Source organism: Amycolatopsis ponsaeliensis (genome assembly GCF_030182635.1).
GTDB classification, from domain to species: domain Bacteria; phylum Actinomycetota; class Actinomycetes; order Mycobacteriales; family Pseudonocardiaceae; genus Amycolatopsis; species Amycolatopsis ponsaeliensis.
Map to the genome: position 1 here is coordinate 62,263 of NZ_JAPZLD010000037.1, position 25,424 is coordinate 87,686.

Annotated in this window: 20 protein-coding genes; 16 read left to right on the plus strand and 4 right to left on the minus strand. The window is 71.4% G+C overall.

The window, feature by feature from the left end:
• The first annotated feature begins 65 nt into the window (after positions 1-65).
• The 5 genes from QQ657_RS40205 to QQ657_RS40225 all read left to right on the plus strand — a co-directional run bounded on the left by QQ657_RS40205 (position 66) and on the right by QQ657_RS40225 (position 7,119).
• The gene (locus QQ657_RS40205; RefSeq protein ID WP_284747600.1) at positions 66-1,802 is read left to right on the plus strand and encodes an ABC transporter family substrate-binding protein; all 1,737 of its coding nucleotides are present in this window, start codon (positions 66-68) and stop codon (positions 1,800-1,802) included.
• 285 nt (positions 1,803-2,087) lie between these two features.
• Positions 2,088-3,899, plus strand: coding sequence for an ABC transporter family substrate-binding protein (locus tag QQ657_RS40210; RefSeq protein ID WP_284747601.1), 1,812 nt, complete (start codon positions 2,088-2,090; stop codon positions 3,897-3,899).
• A gap of 185 nt (positions 3,900-4,084) precedes the next feature.
• Complete coding sequence (locus QQ657_RS40215; RefSeq protein ID WP_284747602.1) at positions 4,085-5,101, plus strand: ABC transporter permease; 1,017 nt, start codon at positions 4,085-4,087, stop codon at positions 5,099-5,101.
• Positions 5,094-6,023 (plus strand): ABC transporter permease, encoded by a 930-nt coding sequence (locus QQ657_RS40220; protein WP_434056828.1) that lies wholly within the window; start codon positions 5,094-5,096, stop codon positions 6,021-6,023. Before QQ657_RS40215 ends, QQ657_RS40220 begins: the two co-directional genes overlap by 8 nt.
• 79 nt (positions 6,024-6,102) lie before the next feature.
• Positions 6,103-7,119, plus strand: coding sequence for an ABC transporter permease (locus QQ657_RS40225; protein ID WP_284747603.1), 1,017 nt, complete (start codon positions 6,103-6,105; stop codon positions 7,117-7,119).
• A gap of 65 nt (positions 7,120-7,184) precedes the next feature.
• On the opposite strand, the gene QQ657_RS40230 is transcribed toward QQ657_RS40225, so the two are convergent.
• Positions 7,185-8,966: an ABC transporter ATP-binding protein gene (locus tag QQ657_RS40230; RefSeq protein ID WP_284747604.1), complete on the minus strand. Its 1,782-nt coding sequence runs from the start codon at positions 8,964-8,966 to the stop codon at positions 7,185-7,187.
• A gap of 113 nt (positions 8,967-9,079) precedes the next feature.
• Here QQ657_RS40230 and mshB point away from each other — a divergent pair, with 113 nt between their 5' ends.
• The 3 genes from mshB to QQ657_RS40245 are packed head-to-tail and all read left to right on the plus strand — an operon-like array spanning position 9,080 to position 11,086.
• Positions 9,080-9,922 (plus strand): N-acetyl-1-D-myo-inositol-2-amino-2-deoxy-alpha-D-glucopyranoside deacetylase, encoded by an 843-nt coding sequence (gene mshB, locus QQ657_RS40235; RefSeq protein ID WP_284747605.1) that lies wholly within the window; start codon positions 9,080-9,082, stop codon positions 9,920-9,922.
• On the plus strand, positions 9,919-10,314 hold the full coding sequence (locus QQ657_RS40240; protein ID WP_284747606.1) for a hypothetical protein: 396 nt from the start codon (positions 9,919-9,921) through the stop codon (positions 10,312-10,314). The genes mshB and QQ657_RS40240 overlap by 4 nt, the downstream gene beginning before the upstream one ends.
• Entirely contained in the window at positions 10,307-11,086 is a 780-nt protein-coding gene (locus QQ657_RS40245; RefSeq protein ID WP_284747607.1) for a hypothetical protein, read from the plus strand. Before QQ657_RS40240 ends, QQ657_RS40245 begins: the two co-directional genes overlap by 8 nt.
• A 28-nt stretch (positions 11,087-11,114) precedes the next feature.
• Here QQ657_RS40245 and QQ657_RS40250 read toward each other — a convergent pair whose 3' ends face one another.
• Positions 11,115-11,876: a site-2 protease family protein gene (locus QQ657_RS40250; RefSeq protein WP_284747649.1), complete on the minus strand. Its 762-nt coding sequence runs from the start codon at positions 11,874-11,876 to the stop codon at positions 11,115-11,117.
• A gap of 261 nt (positions 11,877-12,137) precedes the next feature.
• Here QQ657_RS40250 and QQ657_RS40255 point away from each other — a divergent pair, with 261 nt between their 5' ends.
• Positions 12,138-12,425, plus strand: coding sequence for a WhiB family transcriptional regulator (locus QQ657_RS40255; protein WP_230862597.1), 288 nt, complete (start codon positions 12,138-12,140; stop codon positions 12,423-12,425).
• A gap of 133 nt (positions 12,426-12,558) precedes the next feature.
• The gene (locus QQ657_RS40260) at positions 12,559-15,831 is read left to right on the plus strand and encodes a glycosyltransferase family 2 protein (RefSeq protein ID WP_284747608.1); all 3,273 of its coding nucleotides are present in this window, start codon (positions 12,559-12,561) and stop codon (positions 15,829-15,831) included.
• A gap of 212 nt (positions 15,832-16,043) precedes the next feature.
• Here the strand turns inward: QQ657_RS40260 and QQ657_RS40265 are convergent, their stop codons facing one another.
• Positions 16,044-16,508 (minus strand): metallopeptidase family protein, encoded by a 465-nt coding sequence (locus QQ657_RS40265; RefSeq protein WP_284747609.1) that lies wholly within the window; start codon positions 16,506-16,508, stop codon positions 16,044-16,046.
• A 79-nt stretch (positions 16,509-16,587) separates the two neighbouring features.
• Here QQ657_RS40265 and QQ657_RS40270 point away from each other — a divergent pair, with 79 nt between their 5' ends.
• The 6 genes from QQ657_RS40270 (at position 16,588) to QQ657_RS40295 (ending at position 21,697) form a co-directional block, all read left to right on the plus strand.
• Positions 16,588-16,941 (plus strand): DUF3499 domain-containing protein, encoded by a 354-nt coding sequence (locus QQ657_RS40270; protein ID WP_026468546.1) that lies wholly within the window; start codon positions 16,588-16,590, stop codon positions 16,939-16,941.
• 80 nt (positions 16,942-17,021) lie between these two features.
• Positions 17,022-18,377 (plus strand): phosphomannomutase/phosphoglucomutase, encoded by a 1,356-nt coding sequence (locus QQ657_RS40275; protein WP_284747610.1) that lies wholly within the window; start codon positions 17,022-17,024, stop codon positions 18,375-18,377.
• An 84-nt stretch (positions 18,378-18,461) separates the two neighbouring features.
• Positions 18,462-18,683, plus strand: coding sequence for a Trm112 family protein (locus QQ657_RS40280; protein WP_284747611.1), 222 nt, complete (start codon positions 18,462-18,464; stop codon positions 18,681-18,683).
• On the plus strand, positions 18,667-19,761 hold the full coding sequence (locus QQ657_RS40285; RefSeq protein ID WP_284747612.1) for a hypothetical protein: 1,095 nt from the start codon (positions 18,667-18,669) through the stop codon (positions 19,759-19,761). The genes QQ657_RS40280 and QQ657_RS40285 overlap by 17 nt, the downstream gene beginning before the upstream one ends.
• Positions 19,762-19,816: 55 nt before the next feature.
• A complete protein-coding gene (manA, locus tag QQ657_RS40290) occupies positions 19,817-21,046 on the plus strand; it encodes a mannose-6-phosphate isomerase, class I (protein ID WP_284747650.1) in 1,230 nt (409 codons plus the stop codon).
• A 99-nt stretch (positions 21,047-21,145) separates the two neighbouring features.
• A complete protein-coding gene (locus QQ657_RS40295) occupies positions 21,146-21,697 on the plus strand; it encodes a hypothetical protein (RefSeq protein WP_284747613.1) in 552 nt (183 codons plus the stop codon).
• A 614-nt stretch (positions 21,698-22,311) separates the two neighbouring features.
• On the opposite strand, the gene QQ657_RS40300 is transcribed toward QQ657_RS40295, so the two are convergent.
• Positions 22,312-25,224 carry an AfsR/SARP family transcriptional regulator gene (locus QQ657_RS40300; RefSeq protein WP_284747614.1) on the minus strand — a complete coding sequence of 971 codons (2,913 nt, stop codon included), beginning with the start codon at positions 25,222-25,224 and terminating at the stop codon, positions 22,312-22,314.
• Between the last annotated feature and the right edge of the window lie 200 nt (positions 25,225-25,424).

The window sequence follows — 25,424 nt, forward strand, 5'->3', positions numbered from 1 at the left end:
CGGCCGCGGACGCGGTCGTGGGAGCATGGCTGACCCGATCGGGGAGAATCTGGGAGGAACGGGGCGTGCGGGTGAAACGCAAGGCGGTGCCGGTGCTGGCGCTCGCGGCCGTGCTGGTCACCGCCTGCTCGAACACCCCGCCACCACCGGTGGTGTCCTCGTCGGTCCCGCCCGCGTCGACCACCGGGAAGACGCCGTCGCAGATCGTCGTCGGGGTCGACGACGTGCTCGGCGGGTACAACCCGCACAACCTGGCCGACTCCTCGCAGGTCACCTCCGCGCTGTCGCAGCTGCTGCTGCCCTCGGTGTTCCGCCAGAAGGACGACGGCAGCACCCAGCTGGACAAGAACCTGATGAAGTCCGCCGAGGTGATCTCGCAGCAGCCGTTCGTGGTCGCCTACGAGATCCGCCCGGACGCGTCCTGGTCCGACGGCGCGCCGATCGCCGCCGAGGACTTCGACTACCTGCGCACCCAGATGCGCGACCAGCCCGGTGTGATCGGCCCGGCCGGCTACCGGCAGATCTCCGACCTGCAGTCCCGCGAAGGCGGCAAGCGCGTCGAGGTCACCTTCGCCAAGCCGTACCCCGGCTGGCAGACGCTGTTCTCGGACCTGCTGCCAGCCCACCTGCTCAAGGACGCGCCCGACGGCTGGCGCGGGGCCCTGGCCTCGAACTTCCCGGCCATCGCCGGCCCGTTCTCGATCAAGAGCCTCGACATCGCCCGCGGCGAGGTCATCCTCGAGCGCAACGAGCGCTACTGGGAGAAGCCCGCGGCGATCGACCGGATCGTGCTGCGCCGCTCGGACCAGAACACGCTGCTGGCCGCGCTGCAGAGCGGCAACGACCAGTTCGCCCTGGCCAGGACGACCGGCGACGAGCTCAAGCGGCTCGGCGACCTCGGCTCGGCCGTGCAGCTGCACACCGTGGCCCGGCCGCTGGTCGCCGACGTGCTGCTGCGCCCGGTCAGCGCCACGCTGCACGACACGCAGGTCCGCGCCGGGATCGCCGCGCTGATCGACCGGGGCAAGCTGACCACCGAAGGCGTCAACGGCGGCCCGTCGTCGCAGCTGCACGCCGATGCCCAGGTCACGGCGCCTTCGGTGAAGGGGTACGCGGCGACCATCCCGCCCGGCCCGCCGACCGCCCCCGACGTCGCGAAGGCCGAAGAGTCGCTGAAGGCGGCCGGCTACGCCAAGACGGCGGGCACCTGGCGCAAGAACGGCAAGGCGCTCTCGCTGGTGATCGCCTCGCCCGGCACCCAGGAGCCGTACGCGACGATCGCCAAGGAGCTCACGGCCCAGCTCGTCGCGCAGGGCGTCGAGGTCAACGCGATCACGCCGCAGCCGCGCGACCTGTTCAGCGGCCTGCTCGCGATGCCGGTCGCGAGCGGGGTCCAGCAGCCGACCGGCGACTCGGCGGGCAGTGTCGGCATCGACATCGCGGTCGTGCCGCAGGCGGTCGGCGGCGACACGGCTTCGGTGCTCGCGTCGACCTTCGGCTGCCGTCCCGAGCAGACGGCGTCGGGGACGGACCCGGCGAAACCCGTCGTTCCGGGCAATTCGGCGGGCTTCTGCGACCCGGCGCTGCAGCCGTCGATCGACGCGGCGCTGTCCGGGGCGACGCCGATCGCCGAGGCTCTGACCACCCTGGAGCCTGAACTTTGGCGCCAGAACGTGGTGATCCCGTTGTTCCAATTGGCTGACACCCTGGCGATCGGTTCGGGCATCTCGGGAGTAACCCCCGGTCCACCGATGGTGGGTCCGTTCGGGTCCGCCGTGAACTGGACTCGCGGCCCGAAGTAATCGCTCGGCTACGCATTCAGTACTACCGGGTGATCTTGGCGCACGCCTTCGAGTGGGACTCAGTGAATCCGTGAGGTAACCGTCGTATTTCTGGATGTCGGCTGGAAGTCACCCTTTGGTCACGATCGACCCTGAACTGGTGACTGTCGGTGCTTTTCCTTTCTAGCGTGCTCCCGCAGTGCGCCAGTTGAGTGTCGCTTGGCGTGTCGTAGGCTCCGGCACCAAACCGGAGCGGTGTGGGTCCTTGTCACAATTCAAGGACTCAGTGCTAGGAGGGCACACTTCATGAGGAGAACCAAAGCAGTCTCCGCCTTGTCGCTCGTCGCAGGCGCCTCGCTGCTGCTGAGCGCCTGCAGCGGTGGCGACTCGGGCTCGGGCAGCACCGACCAGAACGGATCGTCGACGGACGTCAAGTCGATGGCGGTCGGCAAGGCCGAGCAGGGTGACTCGTTCAAGCTCGCGGACGTCCAGGGCTGGGACGGCACGGTCACGGTCGGGATCGACGACGGGTACTCCGGGTACAACAACAACACCCCGGACACCAACAGCTCGTACAACACCTACATCTTGACCACGGTCCTCGAAGACGCCTTCGTCCTCGACGGCAACAACAAGGTGCTGCTCAACAACGACATCCTCGACTCGGTCGACGTGACGTCCAAGGACCCGCAGGTCGTCACGTACAAGATCAAGCCGAACCTCAAGTGGTCCGACGACGCGCCTTTCGACTGCAAGGACTTCTACCTGGCCTGGTTGTCGGGGAGCGGGCAGGCCAAGGGCTCGGACGGCAAGAACCCGTTCAACGCCGCTTCGACCACCGGCTACGACAAGATCAAGACGGCCACCTGCAAGGACAACCTGACCTTCGAGACGGACTACAGCGAGCCGTACCTCGACTACAAGGGCCTGTTCAGCGGCGTCCAGATCCTGCCGGCGCACGTCCTCGAGAAGGCGACCGGCATCGCGGACATCACCAAGCTCGCGCCGACCGGTGACGCGGCCCAGCTGTCCAAGGCCGGCGACTTCTGGACGAACAAGTGGAAGGGCTTCGACAAGTCGATCATGCCGGCCTCGGGCCCGTACATGATCGACGCGTTCGACGCCAACCAGAAGTCCGTCACGCTCGTGAAGAACCCGAAGTGGTCGGGCGGCAAGGGCGGACCGGCCAAGATCGTCGTCCGCGCCATGGAAGACACCAAGGCCATGGCGACCGCGCTGCAGAACGGTGAGATCGACGTCGCGGCGTCGACCCAGCCGGACGCCACCGCGGCGCAGACGATGAAGAGCCTCGCCCCCCAGGGCGTGACCTACGGCTCGGCCCCGCAGCTGACCTACGAGCACCTGGACCTGCAGTTCAACCGCATGTTCAAGGACGACGCGCTGCGCAAGGCGTTCTTCGAGGCGGTCGACCGCAAGCCGATCGTCGAGAAGCTGCTCAAGGAGGTGCAGGCCGACATCACCCCGCTGAACTCGATCGTGTTCTTCCAGGGTGAAGAGGGCTACACCGACCTGTACGGCAGCAAGGTCGGCCTGGGCGCCGAAGCCGCGGCCAAGACCCTGACCGACGCCGGCTGGGCCAAGGGCGCCGACGGCATCTTCGCCAAGGGCACGCAGCGGGCTTCGTTCAAGATCACGCACAACCAGAACACCCGCCGCAGCCAGACCGTCGAGATCATCATCTCGCAGGCCAAGGCGGCCGGCATCGAGGTCAAGGACGAGACCGACGCCAACTTCCTCAAGGGCGGCCGCGTCTCGACCGGTGACTACGACGTCGCGCTGTTCGGCTGGTCGTCGGCTCCGTTCAAGTCGCAGTCGCGGTCGATCTACGTCTGCCCGGACAAGGGTGGCGACCAGAACTACCAGAACCTCTGCGACCCGAAGATCGACGACGCGTTCAACACCGCGGTGAAGGCGACGGACGAGACCGTCAAGACGCAGAGCTACCAGGCTGCGGACAAGGCGATCGCCGACAAGTACGCCACCATCCCGCTCTGGCAGACCCCGTCCATGTGGGCGTTCAAGGGTATCGACCGCGTGTACATGCAGTCGTACAACGGTGCCCTGTGGAACGCCGGCGAGTGGGAGCAGAAGAAGTAGGGTCCGCCCTGCCTTTTCGTTCCCCTCGCTCCAGATGACCTGGGGGTACCGGGGTCCGGCCACGAGCCGGGCCCCGGTACCCACCGGAAGTAGCTGTTGACCGTAGGGTTACCCCCACTACGGTAGACAACCGGGTAGCGGTCCAGCGCACTTCTGAAGACCAGGCCCGGATGAGGAGCAGTTCGTTGAACCTGGTGATCTACATCCTTCGCCGCCTGGCGATATCGATCCCCGTCCTGCTGGTCGGGACCTTTTTGTCGTTCGTCATGGTCGCCGCGACCGGTGACCCGCTCGGCGAGCTCCGGCACAACCCGCAGATGAGCCAGGACGCCATCAACGCCCTGGCCCACAAGATGGGCCTCGACCAGGGCATCGTGCCGCGGTACTTCTCGTGGCTCGGGCACTTCCTCACGGGTGACTGGGGCACGTCCATCGCGCAGGGCAACGCCCTCGCGCCGGTCGCCCCCAAGGTGATAGCCGCGTTCGGCGTCACGTTCAAGCTCGTGGTCGGCGCCGAGATCCTGGCGCTCATCATCGGCATCATGGTCGGCGTGCTCGCCGCGGTGAAGCAGTACTCGATCGTCGACTACATCGCCACCACCCTGGCCTTCCTGCTGTTCTCCATGCCGATCTTCTGCGTGGCGATCGTGCTGAAGAACTACGCGATCGAGATCAACGGGTGGGTGCGCGACCTCGGCCTTTCCGACGTCCTCGGCAATCCATGGCTCCGGACGACGAGTCCGGAACAGCTCAAAACCGACGGCGTCGGTGACTTCATAGCCAGCACCATCGGTGCCTACCTGCTGCCGGTCCTGTCGATCATGGCGATCAGCTTCGCCGCGTACAGCCGGTTCCAGCGGGCCTCGATGCTCGAGGTGCTGAACTCGGACTACGTGCGCACCGCGCGCGCCAAGGGCCTCGGCGGCGGCCGGGTCATCTTCCGGCACGCGTTCCGCAACGCCCTGATCCCGGTGACCACGCTGTTCTCGGTGAACTTCGGCTCCGTCCTCGCCGGGGCGATCATCACCGAAACGGTGTTCAACTGGCACGGTATGGGCACATTGCTGGTGGAAGCCGTCTCGAAGAACGACACTCAGGTGATGATGGGCTGGCTCGTGGTGATCGCCACCAGCGTGATCGTCGCCAACCTGATCGCCGACATGATGTACGGCATCCTGGACCCGAGGATTCGCGTTGGCTGACTTGAACTCCCTTCTCGCGAGCGAGACCGCGTCCAAGGACGGCACGCTCCCGCCGGAAGCCCTGCCCGAACCCCGGAGCCAGGGCAAGCTGGTCCTCCGGAAGTTCCTGCACCACAAGCTGGCCATGCTGTCGACCGCGGTGCTGGTGCTGATCGTCGTGCTCAGCATCATCATGCCGCTCTTCTGGAAGCACAACTACGAGGACAGCTCGTTCCCCTCCTTCGCCAAGCCGAGCGGGGACTTCCCGCTGGGCACCACGCAGGTGGGCAAGGACATGGTGTCGCAGATCCTGCGTGGCACCCAGTTCTCGCTGCTGATCGCCCTCACGGTGTCGATCCTGTCGACGTTCGTCGGCGTCGTCCTCGGCGCCTTGGCGGGCTACCTGCGCCGGTTCACCGACTCGGCGGTCTCGCGGGTGACGGACCTGTTCCTGATCATCCCGCAGATCGCCGCGGCGGCCATCCTGGCGAAGGTCTTCGGCAGCGGCTCCTGGTACATCGTCGCGCTGGTCCTGGCGGCGTTCGGCTGGATGCAGGTCGCCCGGATCACCCGAGCCGAAGCGATGTCGCTTTCCCAGCGCGAGTTCGTCGACGCGGCTCGCGCTTCGGGTGCCGGCACGTTCCGGATCATCTTCAAGCACCTGGTGCCGAACATGGTCGGCAGCATCACGGTCAACGCGACCCTCGCGGTCGCGCAGGCCGTGCTGGCGGAAGCCGCGCTGTCGTTCATCGGCCTCGGTGTCCAGCTGCCGGACACTTCGCTCGGCCGCGTCATCCTGGAGAACTACGCCCAGCTGCAGACGCGGCCGGCACTGTTCTTCGGGCCGTTCGTCGTGCTCGTGCTGATTTCACTGACGATCAACTTCATCGGTGACGGTCTTCGCGACGCCTTCGATCCACGTCAGCGGAGAATGAAGGCCTGAACGCCGACGCGGGGGTGACCGGTTCCGGTCGCCCCCGCGTCCGTTTTCCCGCGAAGATCGCCGGACCTGGGGGTTTCGGATGAATCTCGTGCTCTACGTGCTCCGCAGGCTGGCCATCTCGGTCCCGGTCCTGCTGCTCGGCACGTTCCTCTGCTTCGTCATGGTGGCCAACACGGGCGACCCGCTCGGGGAGCTGCGCAACAAACCCGGGATCAACCCCCAGGCCATCGCCGACACGGAGCACAAGCTGGGTCTGGACCAGAGCGTCTTCGCGCGGTACTTCACCTGGCTCGGCCACTTCCTGAGCGGCGACTGGGGCATCTCCATCGCGCAGGGCAACGCACTGCAGCCGGTCGCCCCGAAGGTGCTGGCGGCCTTCAAGGTGACGCTCGAGCTGGTGCTGGCGGCGTCCGTGCTGGCCCTGATCTTCGGCGTGCTGGTCGGGGTCCTCGCCGCGGTCAAGCAGTACTCGATCTGGGACTACCTCGCGACCACGCTGGCGTTCCTGATGTTCTCGATGCCGATCTTCTGCATCGCCATCGTCCTCAAGGGCTACGCGATCCGCCTCAACGGCTGGGTGCGGCAGCTGGGCCTGGCCGACGTCCTCGGCGACCCGTGGCTGCGCACGACGAGCCCGGAGAGCCTCTCGGCGACCGGCGTCGGTGACGCGCTCGCGAAGTACGTCGGCGCGTTCCTGCTGCCGACACTGTCCATCATGGCCATCACGTTCGCCGCCTACAGCCGGTTCCAGCGGGCGTCGATGCTGGAGGTCCTGGACGCCGACTACGTGCGCACGGCACGCGCCAAGGGCGTCTCGAACGGCCGCGTGATCTGGCGGCACGCGTTCCGCAACGCGCTGATCCCGGTGATGACGCTGTTCTCGGTCAACTTCGGCGCCACGGTGACGGGCGCGATCATCACCGAGACGGTCTTCAACTGGCACGGCATGGGCACGCTGCTGGTCGAGGCGGTCAACAAGAACGATCCCCAGGTGCTGATGGGCTGGCTGGTGCTGATCGCGGCCAGCGTCGTGGTGGCGAACCTGGTGGCCGACCTGATGTACGGCATCCTCGACCCCCGCATCCGCGTCGGCTGAGCCGCCCCGGAAACGACGGAAGGCCGCCACCCGAGCCTGGGTGGCGGCCTTCGTGCGTCAGGGCCTCAGTCGGCGACCGGGGCCAGCTTGCCGGCCTCCCAGGCCGCACGGCGCTCGGCCTGCAGCACCGGGTCCGCGACCGGCGCCGCCGACAGCAGGCGGCGCGTGTAGTCCTGCTGGGGCGAGTGCAGCACCTGGTCGCGCGTGCCGATCTCGACCAGCTTGCCGTGCTGCATCACCGCGACGCGGTCGGCGAGCAGGTCGACCACCGCCAGGTCGTGGCTGATGAACAGGCACGCGAACTGCAGCGACTGCTGCAGGTCGAGGAACAGGTCCAGCACGCGGGCCTGCACCGACACGTCCAGCGCCGACGTCGGCTCGTCCGCGATGAGCAGCGCCGGGTCCAGGGACAGCGCCCGGGCGATCGCCACGCGCTGGCGCTGGCCGCCGGAGAGCTCGTGCGGGTAGCGGTTCATGTAGTGCCCGCCCAGCTCGACCTTGTCGAGCAGCGAACGCACGCGGGCCGACAGCTCCTTGCCGGCCAGCACCTTGTGCAGCACCATCGGCTCGGCGATCGACTCGCCGATCGTCATCTTCGGGTCCAGAGTGGACGCCGGGTCCTGGAACACGATGGAGAAGTACCGGCGAAGCGGGCGAAGCTCCTTCGCCGACATCTTCGTGATGTCCTTGCCGGCGATCGCGACGGTGCCCTGAGTGGCCTGGAGCAGGCCGACGGCGCAGCGGCCGACGGTCGTCTTGCCCGAGCCGGACTCGCCCACCAGGCCGACGATCTCGCCCTTGGCGATGGTCAGCGAGACGTCGTCCACCGCGCGGTTCTTGCCCTGACCGCGACGGCCCGGGTACTCGAGCACCAGGTTCTTGATCTCGAGGGCCGGCGCGGCCTCCTCGATCACGGCCTCGAGCTCGGCGTCGGCCAGCCGGATCTCCTCGGCGATCTTGGCCGCCTCGGTGCTGTCGGAGACGATGCCGGTGTCGTCGAGCAGGCGGCGCCCCTCCGGGCGCTGGCCCAGCACCGGCACCGCGGCCAGCAGCCGCCGGGTGTAGTCCTCCTTCGGCGACGCGAACAGCTCGCGCGAGGGGGCCTCTTCGACGATCTCGCCCTGGTACATCACGATGACGCGGTCGGCCATGTCGGCGACGACGCCCATGTCGTGGGTGATCAGCACGATCGCCGTGTCGAGGGTGTCGCGCAGCTTGCGCAGCAGGCCGAGGATCTCCGCCTGCACGGTGACGTCGAGCGCGGTGGTCGGCTCGTCGGCGATGATCACCTTCGGGTCGCAGGAGATCGCCATCGCGATGACGACGCGCTGGCGCAGACCGCCCGAGAGCTGGTGCGGGTACTGCTTGAACCGCAGCTCCGGGTTCGGGATGCCGACCATGTCGAGCAGTTCGACCGCGCGCTTGTCCGCGGCGGCCTTGGAGATGTCCAGGTGCGAGCGCAGGGCCTCGCGCAGCTGCCAGCCGACCGTGTAGACCGGGTTCAGCGCCGTCATCGGCTCCTGGAAGATCATCGCGACCTGGTTGCCGCGGATCTTCTGCATGTCCTTGTCTTTGAGATCCGCCAGGTTGCGCTCGCCGAGGCGCAGCTCGCCGGCGATCCGGCTGGTCTTGGGCAGCAGGCCCAGCACCGACATCGACGTGACGGACTTGCCGGACCCGGACTCCCCGACCACGGCGACGATCTCGCCGGGCTGCACGTCGAACCCGATGCCCTTGACGGCGTCCACGACGCCGTCCTCGGTCTGGAACGACACGCTCAGGTCGGAGATCGACAGGACCGAACCGGACACGCCGGCGACGTCCGCCGAAGTTGCTTCAGTGCTCACCAAGATGCCCTTCGTGGGGGTACAGACGATCGCGACGCGGCGGTCGCGACTCGCGCGAGGATAACCGAGGGTGTCCCCGACGAAGGTCGGAGCACGGGAATTACGCTCAACCCGTGATCTCCCCGGTACCGCGCAGGCTGCTGCTCGTCCACGCCCATCCCGACGACGAGAGCATCACCACCGGCGCCACGATCGCACGATACGCCGCCGAAGGTGCCGAGGTGACCGTCGTGACCTGCACGCTCGGCGAAGAGGGCGAGATCATGGCCGGCCTGCCCGAGCTGGCGGGGCTGGGCGCCTGGGCGGCCGACCAGCTGGGTGGCTACCGCGTCGCCGAGCTGAAGGCCGCGTGCGCCGCGCTGGGGGTGTCACGACATCGTTATCTGGGCGGGATCGGCCGGTGGCGCGATTCGGGCATGGCGGGCACGCCCTCGGCCGCGCACCCGCGCGCGTTCACCGGGGGCAGCGCCGAGGAGCAGGCCGGGCAGCTGGCGGAGATCCTCGACGAGGTGCGGCCCCAGGTCGTCGTCACCTACGACGCCTTCGGCGGCTACGGCCACCCCGACCACGTCCGCGCCCACGAGATCACCATGGCCGCGGCACCACGCGCGGAGTCGGTGGTGCGGGTGTTCCACACCGTCACGTCGAGTGACGCGATGCGCACCGGGCTGGCCGCGCTGCGGGCCGGCGAGCCCGAGTACCCCGTGCCGCCCGACGACGAGCTGCCGGTGACCCCGGACGAGGAGATCACGACGACGCTCGACGTCGCCGCGTACGTCCCGGCGAAGCTGGCCGCCCTGCGCGCGCACGCGACGCAGCTGGCCGTGGTCGGCGGCGACGTCCCGTACTTCGCGCTGACGAACGAGGTCGCCCAGCCCATCCCGGCGCACGACTCCTTCGTCCTGGCCCACGGCCCGGCCGACGGTGCGGCGGACGACCTGTTCGGCGGGCTGTGACGGTGCCCGAGCCGCTGACCTGGGAGCAGAGGCTGTTCCTGCTGCTGCTCGCCCTCGACGCGGTGCTGCTGGCCGTGCTGGAGCTGTTCTTCCTGCCGCTGCGGATCGGCGTCGTGCCGCTGCCGCTGACGGTGGTCGTCGGCGCCGTCACCACGCCCTGGCTGGTGTCGACGACGGCGAAGCTGGTGCGGCCCGGGCTTTCGTGGGTACCCCTGGTGGTGTGGGTCGTCGTCGTGTTCGGCGTCGGCCTGCTGGGCCCGGGCGGCGACCTGGTGCTGATCCAGGACTGGCGCGCGCTGGTGCTGCTCGGCGCGAGCGCGCTGCCGGGTGCGCTGGTGCTCGGCGGCGGGCTGGGCCGCGCCGCCGCGGGAAGGAGTCCGGGACGTGGCTGAAGCGATCTCCGACCGTCAGGTCGTGGCCGTGCTGCGGCCGTTCGTGCGGGCGTGCGGGCCGATGCTCGACGCGCTGCGCGAGTCCGACCCGTTCGGCCTGCAGGCGCGTGCGGCCGACGACCTGGCCGAGGTCGAGTCCGGGCTGAAGGCGAAGCTGATCCACGGCGTGACGTCGGTGAAGGTGCCGGGCACGGCCGCGTGGGCGCGGATGACGGGCTACGACCGGTCGAGCTGGTGGATGAACCGCGTCGGCCGGTTCACGGCGCTGCTGACGTCGATCCCGGGCCTGGGCGGCGCGCTGGCCGACCGGCTGCCGGTGCAGGACACGCTCGGGGCGGCGTCGCAGGGGCTGCTGCTGTGCGCGATCGCCGGCGAGTACGGCGTGACCGACGTGGGCACGCGGGTGCAGCTGATCGCGGCGGTGCTGTTCGAGCGGGAGATCGACGCCGACCTCGCGGCGGGCAAGCACCCGGAGCACGACGAAGCGGCGGAAGCGGAGGAAGCCGCGAGGCTGACCGAAGAGCTGACGGCGTCGGAGAAGAAGCACGGCAAGGCGACGGTGAAAGCGGCGGCGGGCACGCTGTGGCGGCTCGGGCGCGGGCTCCTCGGGATCACGGAGGAGCTGGAGAAGCGGCCGCGTGGCAATCTCTTCCACCGGGCGCTCGGCCTGCTGCCGGTCGTCGGCGCGGCGGGGGACTACCTGGGGGAGCGGTCGGGGCTGCGCGAAGTCTGGAAGCGGGCACACGTCTGGCTGACCGAGCACCGCGCGTGATCTTCCCGCGCGGCGCCCGGTCCGGCCGTCAGTTCCAGAACTGGAAGACGCTGAACCCGATCTGGGCGCCGTCCACGTAGCCGCCGAAGGCACCGAAGATCGAGTACGAGGCGTTCCACAGGGCCGCGTTCGCCGGGCGGAAGAACCACAGGATCGCGAACAGGATGATCGGCGCCCACGGGCGCACCTTGGCGCCGAGCTCGCGCGCCCGCGGCGGGAGGTACGGCTCGATCGCGCCCCAGCCGTCGAGGCCCGGGATCGGGAGGATGTTCAACAGGAACGTCACGATCTGGAGCAGCGCCAGGTAGGACATCGCGATCACCAGGCCGCCTGCCATCGGGACCAGCGAGACCACGAGGGCCAGCGCCGCGCCGACCGCGAGGTTGCTCAGCGGCCCGGCCAGCGACACCCACGACGACGTCCCGCGCGACCGCAGCGCGCCGCGGTTGATCCAGACCGCGCCGCCCGGGAGCGGGATGCCGCCGATGATGAGGAAGATCAGCGGCAGGATGATCGACAGGACGGGGTCGGTGTACTTCCGCACGTCCAGCGTCAGGTAACCCTTGTGGGCGACGCTGTAGTCACCGCCGCGGTAGGCGACCATCGCGTGGCCGAACTCGTGCAGCGACAGCGACGCCACCCAGCCGGCGGCGACGAAGATCACGACCCCGGCGATGAGCAGCGGGTCGCGGTCGCGGACGAAAACGGTGTTGATGTCACCGAACGCGGCCATCACGCCACCGGCGACGGTGAGCGCGAGGATGCCGAGGAAGACCGGGCTGGGACGCACTGCTGACTTCTGCACGCTTCCAGTCTTCCGTATGCCCGGTGTGAAGTTACCGGCGTGTCCCCTTGCGCGGTCGGGCCCGAACGTCCCCCGAACTCGCTACTCCGCTTGACCTGACCGCACTACACGGGTGTAATCACAGTGATGTCATTCGTTGTCGAGGGGACAGCGAGTGTCGTTTCACCACCGCCAGCCTGGGGAGTGCTAGGGAGCGAGGAGGCGGACGTGCGGTTGGAAGCCGATGGTAAGGAATGGGGGCACGTCATGGGTTGGGGCGAGATCCCGGAGCAGGCTCTGGGAGATCTCACCGAGCTCATCGATGCCACCGAGGAAGAGCAGGATTGGCAGGAACGCGCCCTGTGCGCGCAGACGGACCCGGAGGCGTTCTTCCCGGAGAAGGGCGGCTCCACCCGCGAAGCCAAGCGGATCTGCCTGGGCTGCGAGGTCAAGGACGAGTGCCTTGAGTACGCGCTGGCCAAGGACGAGCGCTTCGGCATCTGGGGCGGTCTGTCCGAGCGGGAGCGCCGGAAGCTGAAGAAACGCGCTGTTTGAGGGGGAACCACCGGTGATGCCACGCATCACCGGTGATTCCACGTGGTGAACACTCGGCGTGGGTTCACCACCGGGTGACGGACCGGGGCCGTAGGGTGGCCGCACCGATCCGCCGCCTGATCTGGAGCGTTCGTTGCCCCGCACCGCCGCGCCGCCCGTCCTGCGCACCGCGCCCGTTCTGGCCATTGTGGTCTGTCACAACGGCGAGAACTGGCTGCCGCTGGCGCTTTCTTCGTTGCGCCGCAGCACTGTCCGGCCCCGGCACGTGCTCGCCGTGGACACCGGTTCCACCGACGCGACCCCGCGGCTGCTCGCCGAGGCCGCCGAAGATCCCGGCCCGGACTCCGTGCCCGTGCTCTCCGGCGTCATCACACTTTCAGGTGATACCGGCTTCGCCGCCGCGGTCGCCGGAGCTGTCGAGCACGCCACCGAGCGGTGGGGCGACCCGGGTTCGTGGCTGTGGCTGCTGCACGACGACTGCGCGCCCGAGCCCGACTGCCTCGACGAACTCCTGCGCGTCGCCACCAAAACCCCGTCGGCGACCGTGCTCGGCTCGCTGGGCCTCGACTGGACCGACCCGCGGCTGATCGTCGAAGCCGGCCTGTCCACCGACGCCTCCGGGCACCGCCAGCAGATCGCCGCGCTCGGCGAAGAGCCGGCCGAGGTGCTCGCCGTGCCCAGCGCCGGCTCCCTCGTCCGCCGCGACGCCTGGGACGATCTCGGCGGCTTCGACCCCGATTTCCCGTTGCTGCGCGAGGATCTCGACTTCGGCTGGCGCGCGAACGCCGCCGGCGGGCTCGTCCTCTCCGTGCCGACCGCGCGGGTGCGGCACGCGCGCGCCGTCACCACCGGGCAGCGCGCGGCGGACGCCGTCGCCACCCCGCTCGCGGCCGCGAACCGCGCGCACGGGCTGCGGGTGTTCCTCGTGAACTGCTCGCCGTTTTCCTTCTGGCTGGGGATGATCCGCCTCCCGCTGCTCTCCCTCCTGCGCGCGCTGGCCTTCGTCCTGCTGCGCCGCACCGGGGAAGCACGCGCCGAGTTCGCCGCCGCGGCGTACCTCCTCAGTGGACGCGGCGGATTGCGCGCCGCACGCGCCCGCCGACGGCGGAATCCGCGGCCTGGCACGGTTCGCGGGCTCTTCACCGGACGCGGGACGCGCTTGCGCAACGCCGTCCGCGCGGGCGTCGTCGGGCTGGTCCGCCGCGGCGTCGAGGAAGACGTCGCCCTCGGCCGGGTGCCGGAAACCGTCGAAACCGAGTCGGCGTGGGTGACGCCCGAGGCGCTCGACGCGCGCGAGACCCGTCCCGTCGGTCCGGACGCGCTGCCCGCCGGCGCCCTGCGCGGCCTCAGCTCGCGTGGGAACGGGCTGCGCAAGCCGGGCACGCTCGTCGCCGTCGCGCTGCCGGAAACCGCGGCGCCCGAACCGGTGTCCGCGACCGAAGACACCGTCGTGGCGGAGCCCGAACCGGAAATCGTCTTCGTCGAGGTGAACCGGCGGCGCGTGCTCGCGGCGACGATCTTCGCGCCGCCGGTGGTGCTGCTCGTCGTGATGACCGCGCTGGGACTGGTGGTCAACCGCGCCCGGCTCGGCCTCGACCTCTTCGGCGGCAAGCTGCTGCCGGTCGGCGGGCTCGGCGAGCTCTGGTCGTCGTACCTGACGCCGTGGCACGCGATCGCCGGCGGCACCGGCGCGCCCGCGTCGGCGACGCTGCCGGTGCTCGGCACGCTCGGCGCGGTGTTCGCGCCGATCGGCGGCCCGGCCGCGCTGGTGGCGATCCTGCTCCTCGGTGACATCCCGCTGGCCGCGCTGAGCGCGTACGCGGCGACGCGGCGGCTGCGCGTGCGCCGCTGGGTCCGCGCGGTCGTCGCCGCGACCTACGCGCTGCTGCCCGCCGCGACCGCCGGGGTGGCGCAGGGCCGGCTCGACGTCGTCGTGGTGCACCTCGTGCTGCCGCTCGTGGCCGCGGGCATCGCCGGGCTGCTGGTCCGGGCGGACACGCGGTGGCTGCACGTGTCGGCGCTCTCGGCGTTCGGGGTGGCGCTGCTGGGCGCGTTCTCCCCGCTGGCGCACGGGCTCGCGCTCGCCGGGCTGCTGATCGGGTTCGTCGTGCTGCCCGCGCCGACCGGGCTGGCGCGGCGGATCGCGTCGGTCGGCATCGTGGTCCTCCTGCCGCTGGTGCTGCTGCTGCCGTGGCCGACGGTCCTGCTGCGGCACCCGGAGCTGCTGGTGCAGGGGCTCGGCGGCGCGGCCGCGGTGGTGTCCGGCACCGATCTGGCCGGGCTCGACCCGGGCGGGCCGGGCGCGTGGCCGATCGGCGTCGCGGTGATCGCGGCGGCCCTGATCGCGATCGTCGTCCGCCCGACGAAGCTCGCGGCGGGCGGGCTCGCGCTGGCCGCGCTGGGGGCCGGCGGCCTGGTGCTGGTGCGGCTGGTGACGGCGACGCCGATGCAGGGTGGATCACCCGCGCACGGCTACGCGGGCGTGCCGCTGCTGATCGTCGGCGCCGGGCTGCTGTGGGTCGTGCTCGGCTCGTGGCAGCGCGGTGGTTCGGCCGGGGTGCCGTCGCCGTGGCTGCCGAAGGTGTTCGCGGTCGCCGGGGTCGTGGTGTTCCTCGCGCTGGCGGCCGGCGCGGTGGTCGTCGGCGGCCAGGGTCCGCTTCGCGCGGGCGAACGGCCTTCGCTCGCGCCCGAGGTTTCGGCGGAGGTGTCGGCGTCCGGCCGGTCGGTCCTGGACCTCGCGACGGACGCGACCCGCCAGATCGGCGGCCGCCTGCCCCACTACGGCGACGACGAACTGGCCCCGACGCCCGGCACCCCGGCCCGGCTGGCGGCGTGGCGGCGCGACCTCGGCCAGGGCGACGCGGCGGCGGTCCAGCGCGCGTTCGCCGCCGCGGCCGCCTCCGGGGTGCAGTTCGTGGTGCTGCCGGCGGGCGTCGACCCGCAGGCGTACGTGCCGCTGGCGAAGGACCTGGTCTCGGTGGCCGCGCCGACGTCCGACGGCCGCGGCGTGCTGCGCCTGCTCCCACCGGCCGGCCAGGTGATCTTGATCTCGCCGGAGCAGGCGAAGGCGGCGGTGACGGGCGGCGGCGCGCCCGGGAACGCGCCGGGCGTGGCACCGGTCCAGGCGGGCCTGCCGGACGTGCGGGTGCGCGTTTCGGACGGGCCGACCGGGCGGCTGCTGGTGCTCGCGGCGGAGCAGGAAGCGGGCTGGAAGGCGTCGGTGGGCGGCAAGAGCGTCCCGATCGTGCCGGCCTGGGGGCACCAGGTGGCGGTGTCGGTGCCGCCGGCTTCGTCCGAGGTGACGGTCGAGTTCCCGGGGACGGAACGGAACCTGCTGCTGCTGGCCCAGCTGGCGGCGGTGCTGTTCACGCTGCTGACGGCGGTCCCGGCCCGGCGCCGCCGCTGAGGAGCGGGAGCCGGGCCTACTCGCCTTCGATGACGTCCGGCTCCACGCCCAGGTACCCGGCGGATGTTTTCGGCGGGTGCAGGTAGGCAGCCTCGCCGGCGGTGTGTCTTGAATGAGTCATTCAGGGCGTGGGAGGTCCTGAATGACTCATTCAAGACGTTGGGCCGGGGCACCGCACCCGTCGGCCGACGGCGGGACGGCCGAGCCGGGCCCTACTCGCCTTCGATGACGTCCGGCTCCACGCCCAGGTACCCGGCCACCTGCTCGACCAGCACGTCGTGCACCAGATCGGCCAGCTCCGACGGATCCTTCGCCCGCGCCTCGAGCGGCCGCCGGTAGAGCACGATCCGCGCCCGCGTCGGCATCCCGGTCCGGTCCACGCCCGCCGGCACCAGCCGCGACAACGGCACCGCGCCGTCGTGCAGCACGCCGTCGGACGGCGCCCGGCCGTTCTCGCGGACCTCGGGCACGTCGTCCACCGCGACGTCGAGCTTCGTCAGCTCGTGGCGCCACCGGGCCTCGATCGGCTCCAGCGCGTCGAGCACCAGCGCGTCGAACCGCTCCGCGCGGCTCGCGGCGGCGGGCAGGGTCGCCGGGTACAGCGTCCCGCGCAGGCCCCGGCCGTGCCGGTCCCGTCGCGAGCGCCGCCGCTGTCGGAAGTCACGAGCCGTCGCCACCCCGGAAGTCTATGCGGTCGGCACGTCCCAGCGCGTGTCGCTCCTACTAGCTTGCGGCGACGCGCTATCGTTTCGGATCGTGCGGAGCGTACGGAAGTGTTCGCGTACCGGCTGTCTCGAGCCGGCTGTGGCCACGCTGACGTATGCCTACAGTGACTCGACCGCCGTCGTCGGCCCCCTCGCCACCGCTTCGGAGCCGCATTCGTACGACCTCTGCGAAGCCCACGCGCTGCGGCTGACCGTCCCCAAGGGCTGGGAAGTCGTCCGGCACGAAGGCGCCTTCGCCGCTCCGGACCCGTCGGCCGACGAGCTGACGGCGCTGGCCGAGGCCGTGCGCGAGGCCGGCCGCCCCGGCAAACCGGCCCCCGCGCCCGAGCCGGAAGGCCCCTCCGGGCGCCGCGGCCACCTGCGCGTCCTCCCCGGTCGCGCCTGAGCGCGTAACCCGCCACCACCGCCGGTAGGCTTTCCGCGCGGCGCAGCGGGCGCCGGGACGACTAATCGCGGGGAGATGGCGTGCCAGACCTTTCGGGCATCGTGAAGGCCTACGACATTCGCGGCGTGGTCGGCGAGCAGCTCGACGCGGCGCTCGTCCGCGACTTCGGCGCCGCGTTCGCCCTGCTCATCAAGCCGGAAGCGCCGGCGGTGGTGATCGGGCACGACATGCGCGACTCGTCCCCGGGCCTGGCCACGGCCTTCGCCGAGGGCGTCACCTCGCAGGGTCTCGACGTCGTGAGCATCGGGCTGGCCAGCACCGACCAGCTCTACTTCGCCTCGGGTTCGCTGAACCTGCCGGGCGCGATGTTCACCGCGAGCCACAACCCGGCCAAGTACAACGGCATCAAGATGTGCCGTGCCGGCGCGTCCCCGGTCGGCCAGGACACCGGGCTCGCCGAGATCCGCGACACCGTCGAGCAGGGCGTGCCCGGGTTCGAGGGCCAGCGCGGCACCGTGTCGGAGCGGGACGTCCTCGCCGACTACGCCGCCTACCTGCGCAACCTCGTCGACCTGTCGGCCAACCGGCCGCTGAAGGTCGTCGTCGACGCCGGGAACGGCATGGGCGGGCACACCGTCCCGACCGTCTTCGCCGGGCTCCCGATCGACGTCGTGCCGATGTACTTCGAGCTCGACGGCAGCTTCCCGAACCACGAGGCCAACCCGCTGGACCCGGCGAACATCGTCGACCTCCAGGCGAAGGTGCGCGAAGTCGGCGCGGACGCGGGCGTGGCCTTCGACGGCGACGCCGACCGTTGCTTCATCGTCGACGAGCGTGGCGAGCCGGTTTCGCCGAGCGCGATCACGGCGCTGGTCGCCGTCCGCGAGCTGGCCAAGGACCCGGGCGGCACGGTCATCCACAACCTGATCACGTCCAAGGGCGTGCCGGAGATCGTCGCCGAGCACGGCGGCAAGCCGGTCCGCACCCGCGTCGGCCACTCGTTCATCAAGGCCGAGATGGCCCGCACCGGCGCCATCTTCGGCGGCGAGCACTCCGCGCACTACTACTTCCGCGACTTCTGGCGCGCCGACACCGGCATGCTGGCGGCGCTGCACGTGCTCGCCGCCCTCGGCGAGCAGGACGGCCCGCTGTCCGACCTGACCAGCGCGTACTCGCGCTACGCGGCCTCCGGCGAGATCAACTCGACGGTGGACGACCAGGTCGCCAAGATGATGGCCGTCAAGGACGCCTTCGGGGTCCGCTCCGGCGTCGAGCTCGACGAGCTGGACGGCCTCACCGTGCAGCTGCCGGGCGGTGCCTGGTTCAACCTGCGCCCCTCGAACACCGAACCGCTGCTCCGGCTGAACGTCGAGGCCGCGAACGCCGAGGCCGTGCAGGGGCTGGTGGACGAAGTACTCGCGATCATCCGCAGCTGACCCGTCCCCGTGGAGGGGCTTCCGCGGCCAACTGTGTCCGGAAGGTGCCCTTCACCACACCTCATCGCGTGGTATGGAGGAACCATGGCCATCACGCTCGACGCCCAGCTCCTCGAGATCCTGGCGTGCCCGTCGCCCGATCACGCCCCGCTGCGCCCCGGGGCACCGGACGACCCCGAGGCCGACGCACTGACGTGCACCGAGTGCGGCCGGGTGTACCCGGTCCGTGACGGGATCCCGGTGCTGCTCCTCGACGAAGCCCGGATTCCCGGCGACAGCGGAAATTCCGATGCCGACAGTGCTTGACGACTCGCTGCTCGACGACCCCGCGCGGCTGGCCGAGGCCGACAGCGCGGGGCTGCTGCGCGCTGCCGCGATGGCCGGTGCCCAGGTGCGCGCGACCGCCGAGCTGGCCGCCGAGCTGGGGCTGGCCGACCGGCTCGACGTGGGCCGTCCGCGCGCCGTCGTGCTGATCGACCGGCCGGGCGTGAGCCGGACGCTGACCCGGCTGCTCGCGGCGCTCCTGGCGCCGTCGTGCCCGGTGCCGGTCGTCGTGGCCGAGGTGGTGCCGAGCTGGATCGGCGCACTCGACGTCGTCTTCGCGCACACCGACGACCCCGGCGACCGCGAGCTCGCCGCGTCGCTGGAACGCGCGGCGCGCTTCGGCGCTTCGGTGGTGCTCTCCGCGCCGTCGGAAGGACCGGTCGCGGCCGCGGTGGCGGGCAAGGGCGTGCTGCTGGCGCCGCGCGTCCCGGTGCCGCCCGAGCTGGCGTTCCCGCGCGGCCTGGCCGCCGGGCTGCTCACCGCGAACGCGCTGGGCCTGCTGGTGGCCGACGTCCAGGTGCTGGCCGACCAGCTCGACCTGGAGGCCGAGAAGGACTACCTGGCGCGGGACTCGTTCGCGAACCCGGCCAAGGCGCTCGCCCTGCGCGTCGCCGACCACGTGCCGCTGCTGTGGGGGCTGGACCCGGTCGCGGTGGCCGTCGGCGAACACGCTGCGCACGCGTTCGCCGCCCATGCGGCTACTGTGTGCGACGTCGAGGACTATCGTCAGGCACTGGCGCGCCCCGCATTGCGGCGGGCAGCGCAATCAAGTGGCGCGGAGCGTGACATCTTCGCCGATCCGGACGATCCATCAGGTGACATCCCGACCCGGGTGCTGCTCCTCTCGGTGCGAACCGGTCCGGCCACGGACGCGGCGCGCTACCAAGTCGAGGATCTGCTGCCCGGTGCGGACGTCATCGCCCCGGCCGAGGAGTTCGAGGCGGACGAAATCGTGCGGGCCGCGGTGCTGGCGCTGCGGTTCGAACTGGCGGCGGTCTATCTCGGGCTGGCGGCGGGCAGCATCGGCGGCGCGGGCCGCTTCGAGCCCGTGACGGCCTGAGAGCCGCCGAGCACCGGCCCCGGGCCGGCGCCGAAGGAGTGGAGTTGAGGTGACAGTGGAGCTGCTGCGCAACGCGGTGCGGCCCTACGCCTGGGGATCGCGGACGGCGATCCCCGAGCTGCTGGGCCGTCCGGTACCCGCGCCGCACCCCGAGGCCGAACTGTGGATGGGTGCCCACCCGGGCGACCCTTCGCACGTCATCGGCCCCGACGGGACCGAGCGGAGCCTGCTCGAGCTGGTCGACGCCGATCCGGTGCGACAGCTCGGCGAGCGGTGCGCGAAGCGCTGGGGCGGGCGGCTGCCGTTCCTGCTGAAGATCCTCGCCGCGGAGGAGCCGCTGTCGATGCAGGCGCACCCGTCGGCGGCGCAGGCCGCGGAGGGGCACGCGCGCGAGGAGCGGCAGGGCATCCCGCGGGACGCGTCGAACCGCAACTACCCGGACCCGACGGCGAAACCGGAGCTCGTCTGCGCGCTGACGGAGTTCCACGCGCTGGCCGGGTTCCGCGAGCCGGAGCGCACGGTCAAGCTGCTGAAGGCGATCGAGACGCCGGGGCTGGCGAAGTACACCGGGCTGCTCGAGGCGCAGCCGGACCCGTCCGGGCTGCGGGCGCTGTTCACGACGTGGATCACGCTGCCGCAGTCGTCGCTCGATTCGCTGCTGCCGGAGGTGCTCGACTCGTGCGTCAAGCACGTCCAGGAGCACGGCGAGTTCGCGGTCGAGTGCCGGACGATCCTCGAGCTCGGTGAAACGCACCCGCGGGACGCGGGCGTGCTGGCGGCGTTGCTGCTGAACCGGCTGACGCTGCGCGCGGGCGAGGCGATCTACCTGCCCGCCGGGAACCTGCACCTGTACCTGCACGGCACGGCCGTGGAGATCCTGGCGAACTCGGACAACATCCTGCGCTGCGGCCTGACGCCGAAGCACGTGGACGTCCCGGAGCTGCTGCGCGTGGTCGACTTCGCGTGCGGCGAGATGCCGGTCCAGTGCGGTGACGGCGGCGACCGTCTCGCGGTGTACCGCACGGACGCACCGGAGTTCGAGCTGTCGCGCGTCGAGTGGGCGCCGGGCGAGGACGACGAGATCTCGGTCGACAGCGTGGGCCCGCAGATCCTGCTGTGCACGGCAGGCGACCTGCTCGTGACGGCCGACGACGGCGAGAAGGTCGAGCTGCGCCGGGGTCAGTCGGTGTGGCTGCCGGCGGCGGACCCGCCGGTGCGCGTGCGTCCGCTGGACGGTGCGCGGGCCCAGCTGTTCCGCGCGACCGCGGGAACCTGCGACGACTGACGCACTTCTGTGTGCGTTCCGTGTGGTGCTCTTCTCCACTATCGCTCGTAGGGGTGGTTGTTACGCCCCATCGTGTCGATTTTCGAGGAGAACGAGCTTGTGACTTCCTATCCCGATGCCGCGACCGGGCTTCCCCAGCCTGCCCCGGTCGCGGCGCCGTCCCGCCCCGGAGCGCTGCTGGCGCTGGTGGGGGTGGCCGTGGTGTCGGCGCTGGCCGCGATCGTCGACGGGGTGCTGTACTTCGTCGGCGGCCGTGACATGGCGCTGGACGTGGCGGCGGAGACGATCGCGGTGATCACCGGCGCTTCGGCGGACTCGGTGAAGGCCGACGGCGGCGCGCTGCTGGAGGCGGCCCTGGACGAGGTGCAGAGCACGCTCCAGGTACGCGGAGCGATGGCGCTGTTCTTCGGCGCGGTGCTGTTGCTGTGGGGGTTGCTGGCCCTGCGCGGCGCGGTTTGGGTCCGGGTGCTGGTGACGTTGGCGGCGCTGGCCAACGCGGCCGTGGCGCTGAGGCTGGCCACGGACATCGAGGGCGGAACGGCGGCGATCCGCGGGATCGCTTGGCTGACGCTGGTGACGGGGCTCGTGGTCGTGGCGCTGACGTGGTTGCCGGCGATCAACCGGTACGCCCGGGCGCGCAAGGGCCGGTAGTAGCTCCCTGGGGGTGGCGCCGGACGGGGTTTTGGTTCGCCCGGCGTCTGTGGGCTGGGGTGGTGCCGTGAGGGGGCGGCATCACCCTGTTTGTCGAGGGGGGTGCGGCCGGGGGCCGGTGAGGGCGAGGGGGGCGCTCACCGGAGGGGCGGCCGGGGCTGCGTGAAGCCCGGATCGGGCCGGTTCTGGCGGGAGGTTCCCCGGCGTCAGACCGGTCCAGGGGTACTTGCCGGAGGGGCGGCCGGGCTGACCTCATCCGGCTCCGCCGGATGAGGTCGATTCGTGCAAGGCGAGGGGTCGCTGGGCGGGGCCGGCCAGGCCGGTGCGGGTTGTCAGGTAGGGGGCGGCGGACAAATCGGCGGGAATGCGGCCCAGCCGCTCGCGGGAGCGGGCTAGGCGAGCGCAGGTCTCGTTCGCCGGAGGGGCGGTCAGGCTATGCCGACTTCTGGCGTGCTCGGCGAACGCAAGTCCCGTTCGCCGGACGGGCGGCCAGGCTATGCCGACTTCAGGCGTGTTCGGCGGACGCAGGTCCCGTTCGCCAGGGGCGGCCAGGCTATGCCGACTTCAGGCGTGCTCGGCGAAGGCAAGCCCCGCCAGCCGCTGGGCATCCGTCGTCAGGCCGGCTCCGTCAACGCCAGCAGCGCCCGCCGCAACGCCGCCGCACTCGCGTCTCTCGAATCGGCCAAACTCGCCGCTTCCGCCGCTGCCTCCGCAGCCGCCTCCTCTTCTCCCGCCGCTTCGCATGCGCGGCTCAGCACTAGCCACGTCAAGCCCGTCGCCGGTTTGCCGCCCATCTCACGAAACTCGTCCAGACACGCCCGGAGCACCGGGATAGCCTGCGCCGCGCGGCCTGCGCCGATCCAGCTCGCCGCTATCGCCCGAGTGCACGACAGCTCGCGAGGCCGTTCGTCCAAGTCCCGGGCCAGGGTGCGGGCCTCCTCGAACGCCGCCGTCGCTCGGTCGCGCGAACCCGTTGCCGCCGCGATCGCGCCCAACGTTCGCAACGACTTCGCCAGCGCCGAACGCGCCACCGTGCCGCGCAGCAGCTCTACCGACTCCGCGATCGCCGTCGCTGCCTCCGCGTCGTCGCCCGTCAGCAGGGATGACCACGCGAACCCGTGCAGTGCCGTGCCGATGCGGCGCGGGTCGCCCGACGACCGGGCCGAGGCCAGTGCCAGCAGGTCGACCTCGCGGGCTTCCGCCACCCGGCCCAGCCTCAGCAGGGCCGCCGACTCCGCTTCCCGGACCAGAAACTGGTCGTCCAAAGTAGACAGCGAGCGCGCGGTCTGCAACGCCTCTTCGGCACGGCCCAGCCCGATCAGGCAGTGCGCCAGGTTCGCCGAAACCCACGCGTGCGTGCGGTGGTCGCCGTGGGCTTCCAGCTCCTTCGCGCACTCGCGGTACGCCGCTGCGGCCTCCTCGTACTGCCCGCGCGCGTGCCGCAGCAGCGCCAGGTTCGCCTCGGCGATCGCCGCCGACGGGCGGTCCTCCGTCGCGGCCAGGACCGTTTCGTACGCCGCGCGCATGTCGGCGTAGTGCCCGTGCAGGTACAGGTACACGCTCAGCTTGTCCAGCAGCAGCAACGCTTTCCGCGCACCCAGCGACCCGATGAGCCGCACGAGGTTCGCGCGCTCGGCCGCGAACCACTCCTCCGGACGCGCCAGCAGCCGCTCGACCAGGGCGTCCGGCAACGGCTGCGGGAACGCCTCGTGGGCCATCGCCGGCATCGGCACCGTGCGCGGCAGGCGGGCCGCCGCCGCGTCGGCGAGCGCGAGCGTCGCCGCGAGCACCGTCGCGGCGCCGCCCGCGACCGGTGGCCCTTCCGCCGCGTACAGCCGGACGAGGTCGTGCATCCGGTAGCGACCCTCGCCGGTCGCGTCCGGTTCGCGCGCCTCCAGCAGGCTGGCTTCGACGAGCTCTTCGACCGCCTCGTCCGCGTCCGGCTCGCCGATGAGCGTCGTGACCGCCCACGCCGGCAGGTCGGCGAGCCGGCACTGCCCGAGCAGCCGGAACGCGCGCCGCGCCGGGGGCCGCAGACCTTCGTGGCTCAGCGCGATGCTGCTCCGGACGGCCAGATCGCTCACGGTCAGCTCGTCGAGCCGCCGGACCTCGTCCTCCAGCCGATCGGCCAGCTCGCCGAGCCGCAGGTGCGGGCGGATGGCGAGCCGGCTGCCCGCGATCCGCAGGGCCAGCGGCAGCCGCGCGCACGCCGCGATGATCCGGCCGGCGTCGGCGCGCTCGCGAGCCACCCGCGCCCCGGCGAGCCGGTTCAGCAGCTCGGTCGCTTCGGCGTCGGACAGCGGACCGAGGGACAGCCGGTGCGCGCCGGCCAGCCCGCTCAGGCGCTGCCGGCTCGTCACAAGCACCGCGCAGCCCGGCGTGCCCGGCAGCAGGGCGCGGACGTGTTCGGGGTCGCCGGCGTCGTCGAGGACCACCAGCACCCGCCGGTCGGTCAGCCGGCCGCGGAACACCGCCGTGCGGGCGCGGACGTCGTCCGGGACCGCGGGGCCGGGCACGCCGAGCGCGCGCAGCAGGTCGGCCAGCACCTCGCCGATTTCGCGCCCGCCCAGCGGGACGTACAGCTGGCCGTCCGGGAACCGCGCCCGCAGCCGGTGGGCCGCGCGCACGGCCAGGGTGCTCTTGCCCGCGCCGGGTTCGCCGCTGAGCACGGCGACCGGGACGCCGGCGCCGCTGCCCAGCACGGCGGTCAGCTCGGCGAGCTCGGCGTCGCGGCCGGTGAAGTCCGCGATGTCCGGTGGCAGCTGGCACACCGGCCAGACCGGCGGCGGCATGCGCGGGACCGGGTCCTCGCCGCGCAGGACGGCGGCGTGCACGCGACGCACCTCGGCGCCCGGTTCGACGCCGAGCTCTTCGATCAGCGTGGTCCGCAGCCGCCGGTAGATCTCCAGGGAGTCGCCCTGCCGCCCGGCCCGGTGCAGCGCGATCATCAGCTGCGCGGCCAGCCGTTCCCGCAGCGGGTGCTCGGTGATCATGGCCTGCAGCTCGCCGGTCACTTCGCCGTGGCGGCCGGCGGTGAGCTCGGCGTCCACGCAGTCCTCGAACACGGCGAGCCGTTCGGACTCCAGGCGTGCGACGTCGGCGTCGAGCGGCGGGACGTGCAGCCCGGCCAGCACCGGCCCCCGCCACTGCGCGAGCGCTTGCCGGTAGTGCCCCGACGCGGCGAGGGCGTCCCCGGCCCGCTGCCCGTCGGCGACGGCCGCCCGGAAGACGAGCAGGTCGAGCTCGGCCCGCTCGACGCACAGCCGGTAGCCGAGCGGCCCGTGCTCGACGCGCAGGCCGTCGATCCTCTCGCGCAGCCGCGAGAGGTAGGTGTGCAGGTTCGAGGCGTAGGACTTCGGCGGCCGCTCCGGCCACAGCGCTTCGACCAGCACGTCGACGTGGACGTGCTGGTTGGCGTTGAGCAGCAGCACGGCCAGCAGGGTGCGCTGCCGATCGCCGCGCAGCGCGACCCAGTGCCCCGGCGGGCTTTCGATCGCGAGCGGACCGAGGACGGCGAAGGACGCCATGTCACCTTCCCCAGGCTGGTGAGCAGGGAGAGTCACGGTAGCGGAGGAGTACGACAGAAACCGGCGGTCGGGGAAGTCCGCCACCGGCTTCCGGGTGAACCGCCGCCCAGCAAGATCATCGAGTCGAGGAAGGAGCTGCCGCCGGGTACCGTCCGTCCTCGGCGCCGACACCGGGAGGCGGACCGCTATCCGAGGGACGG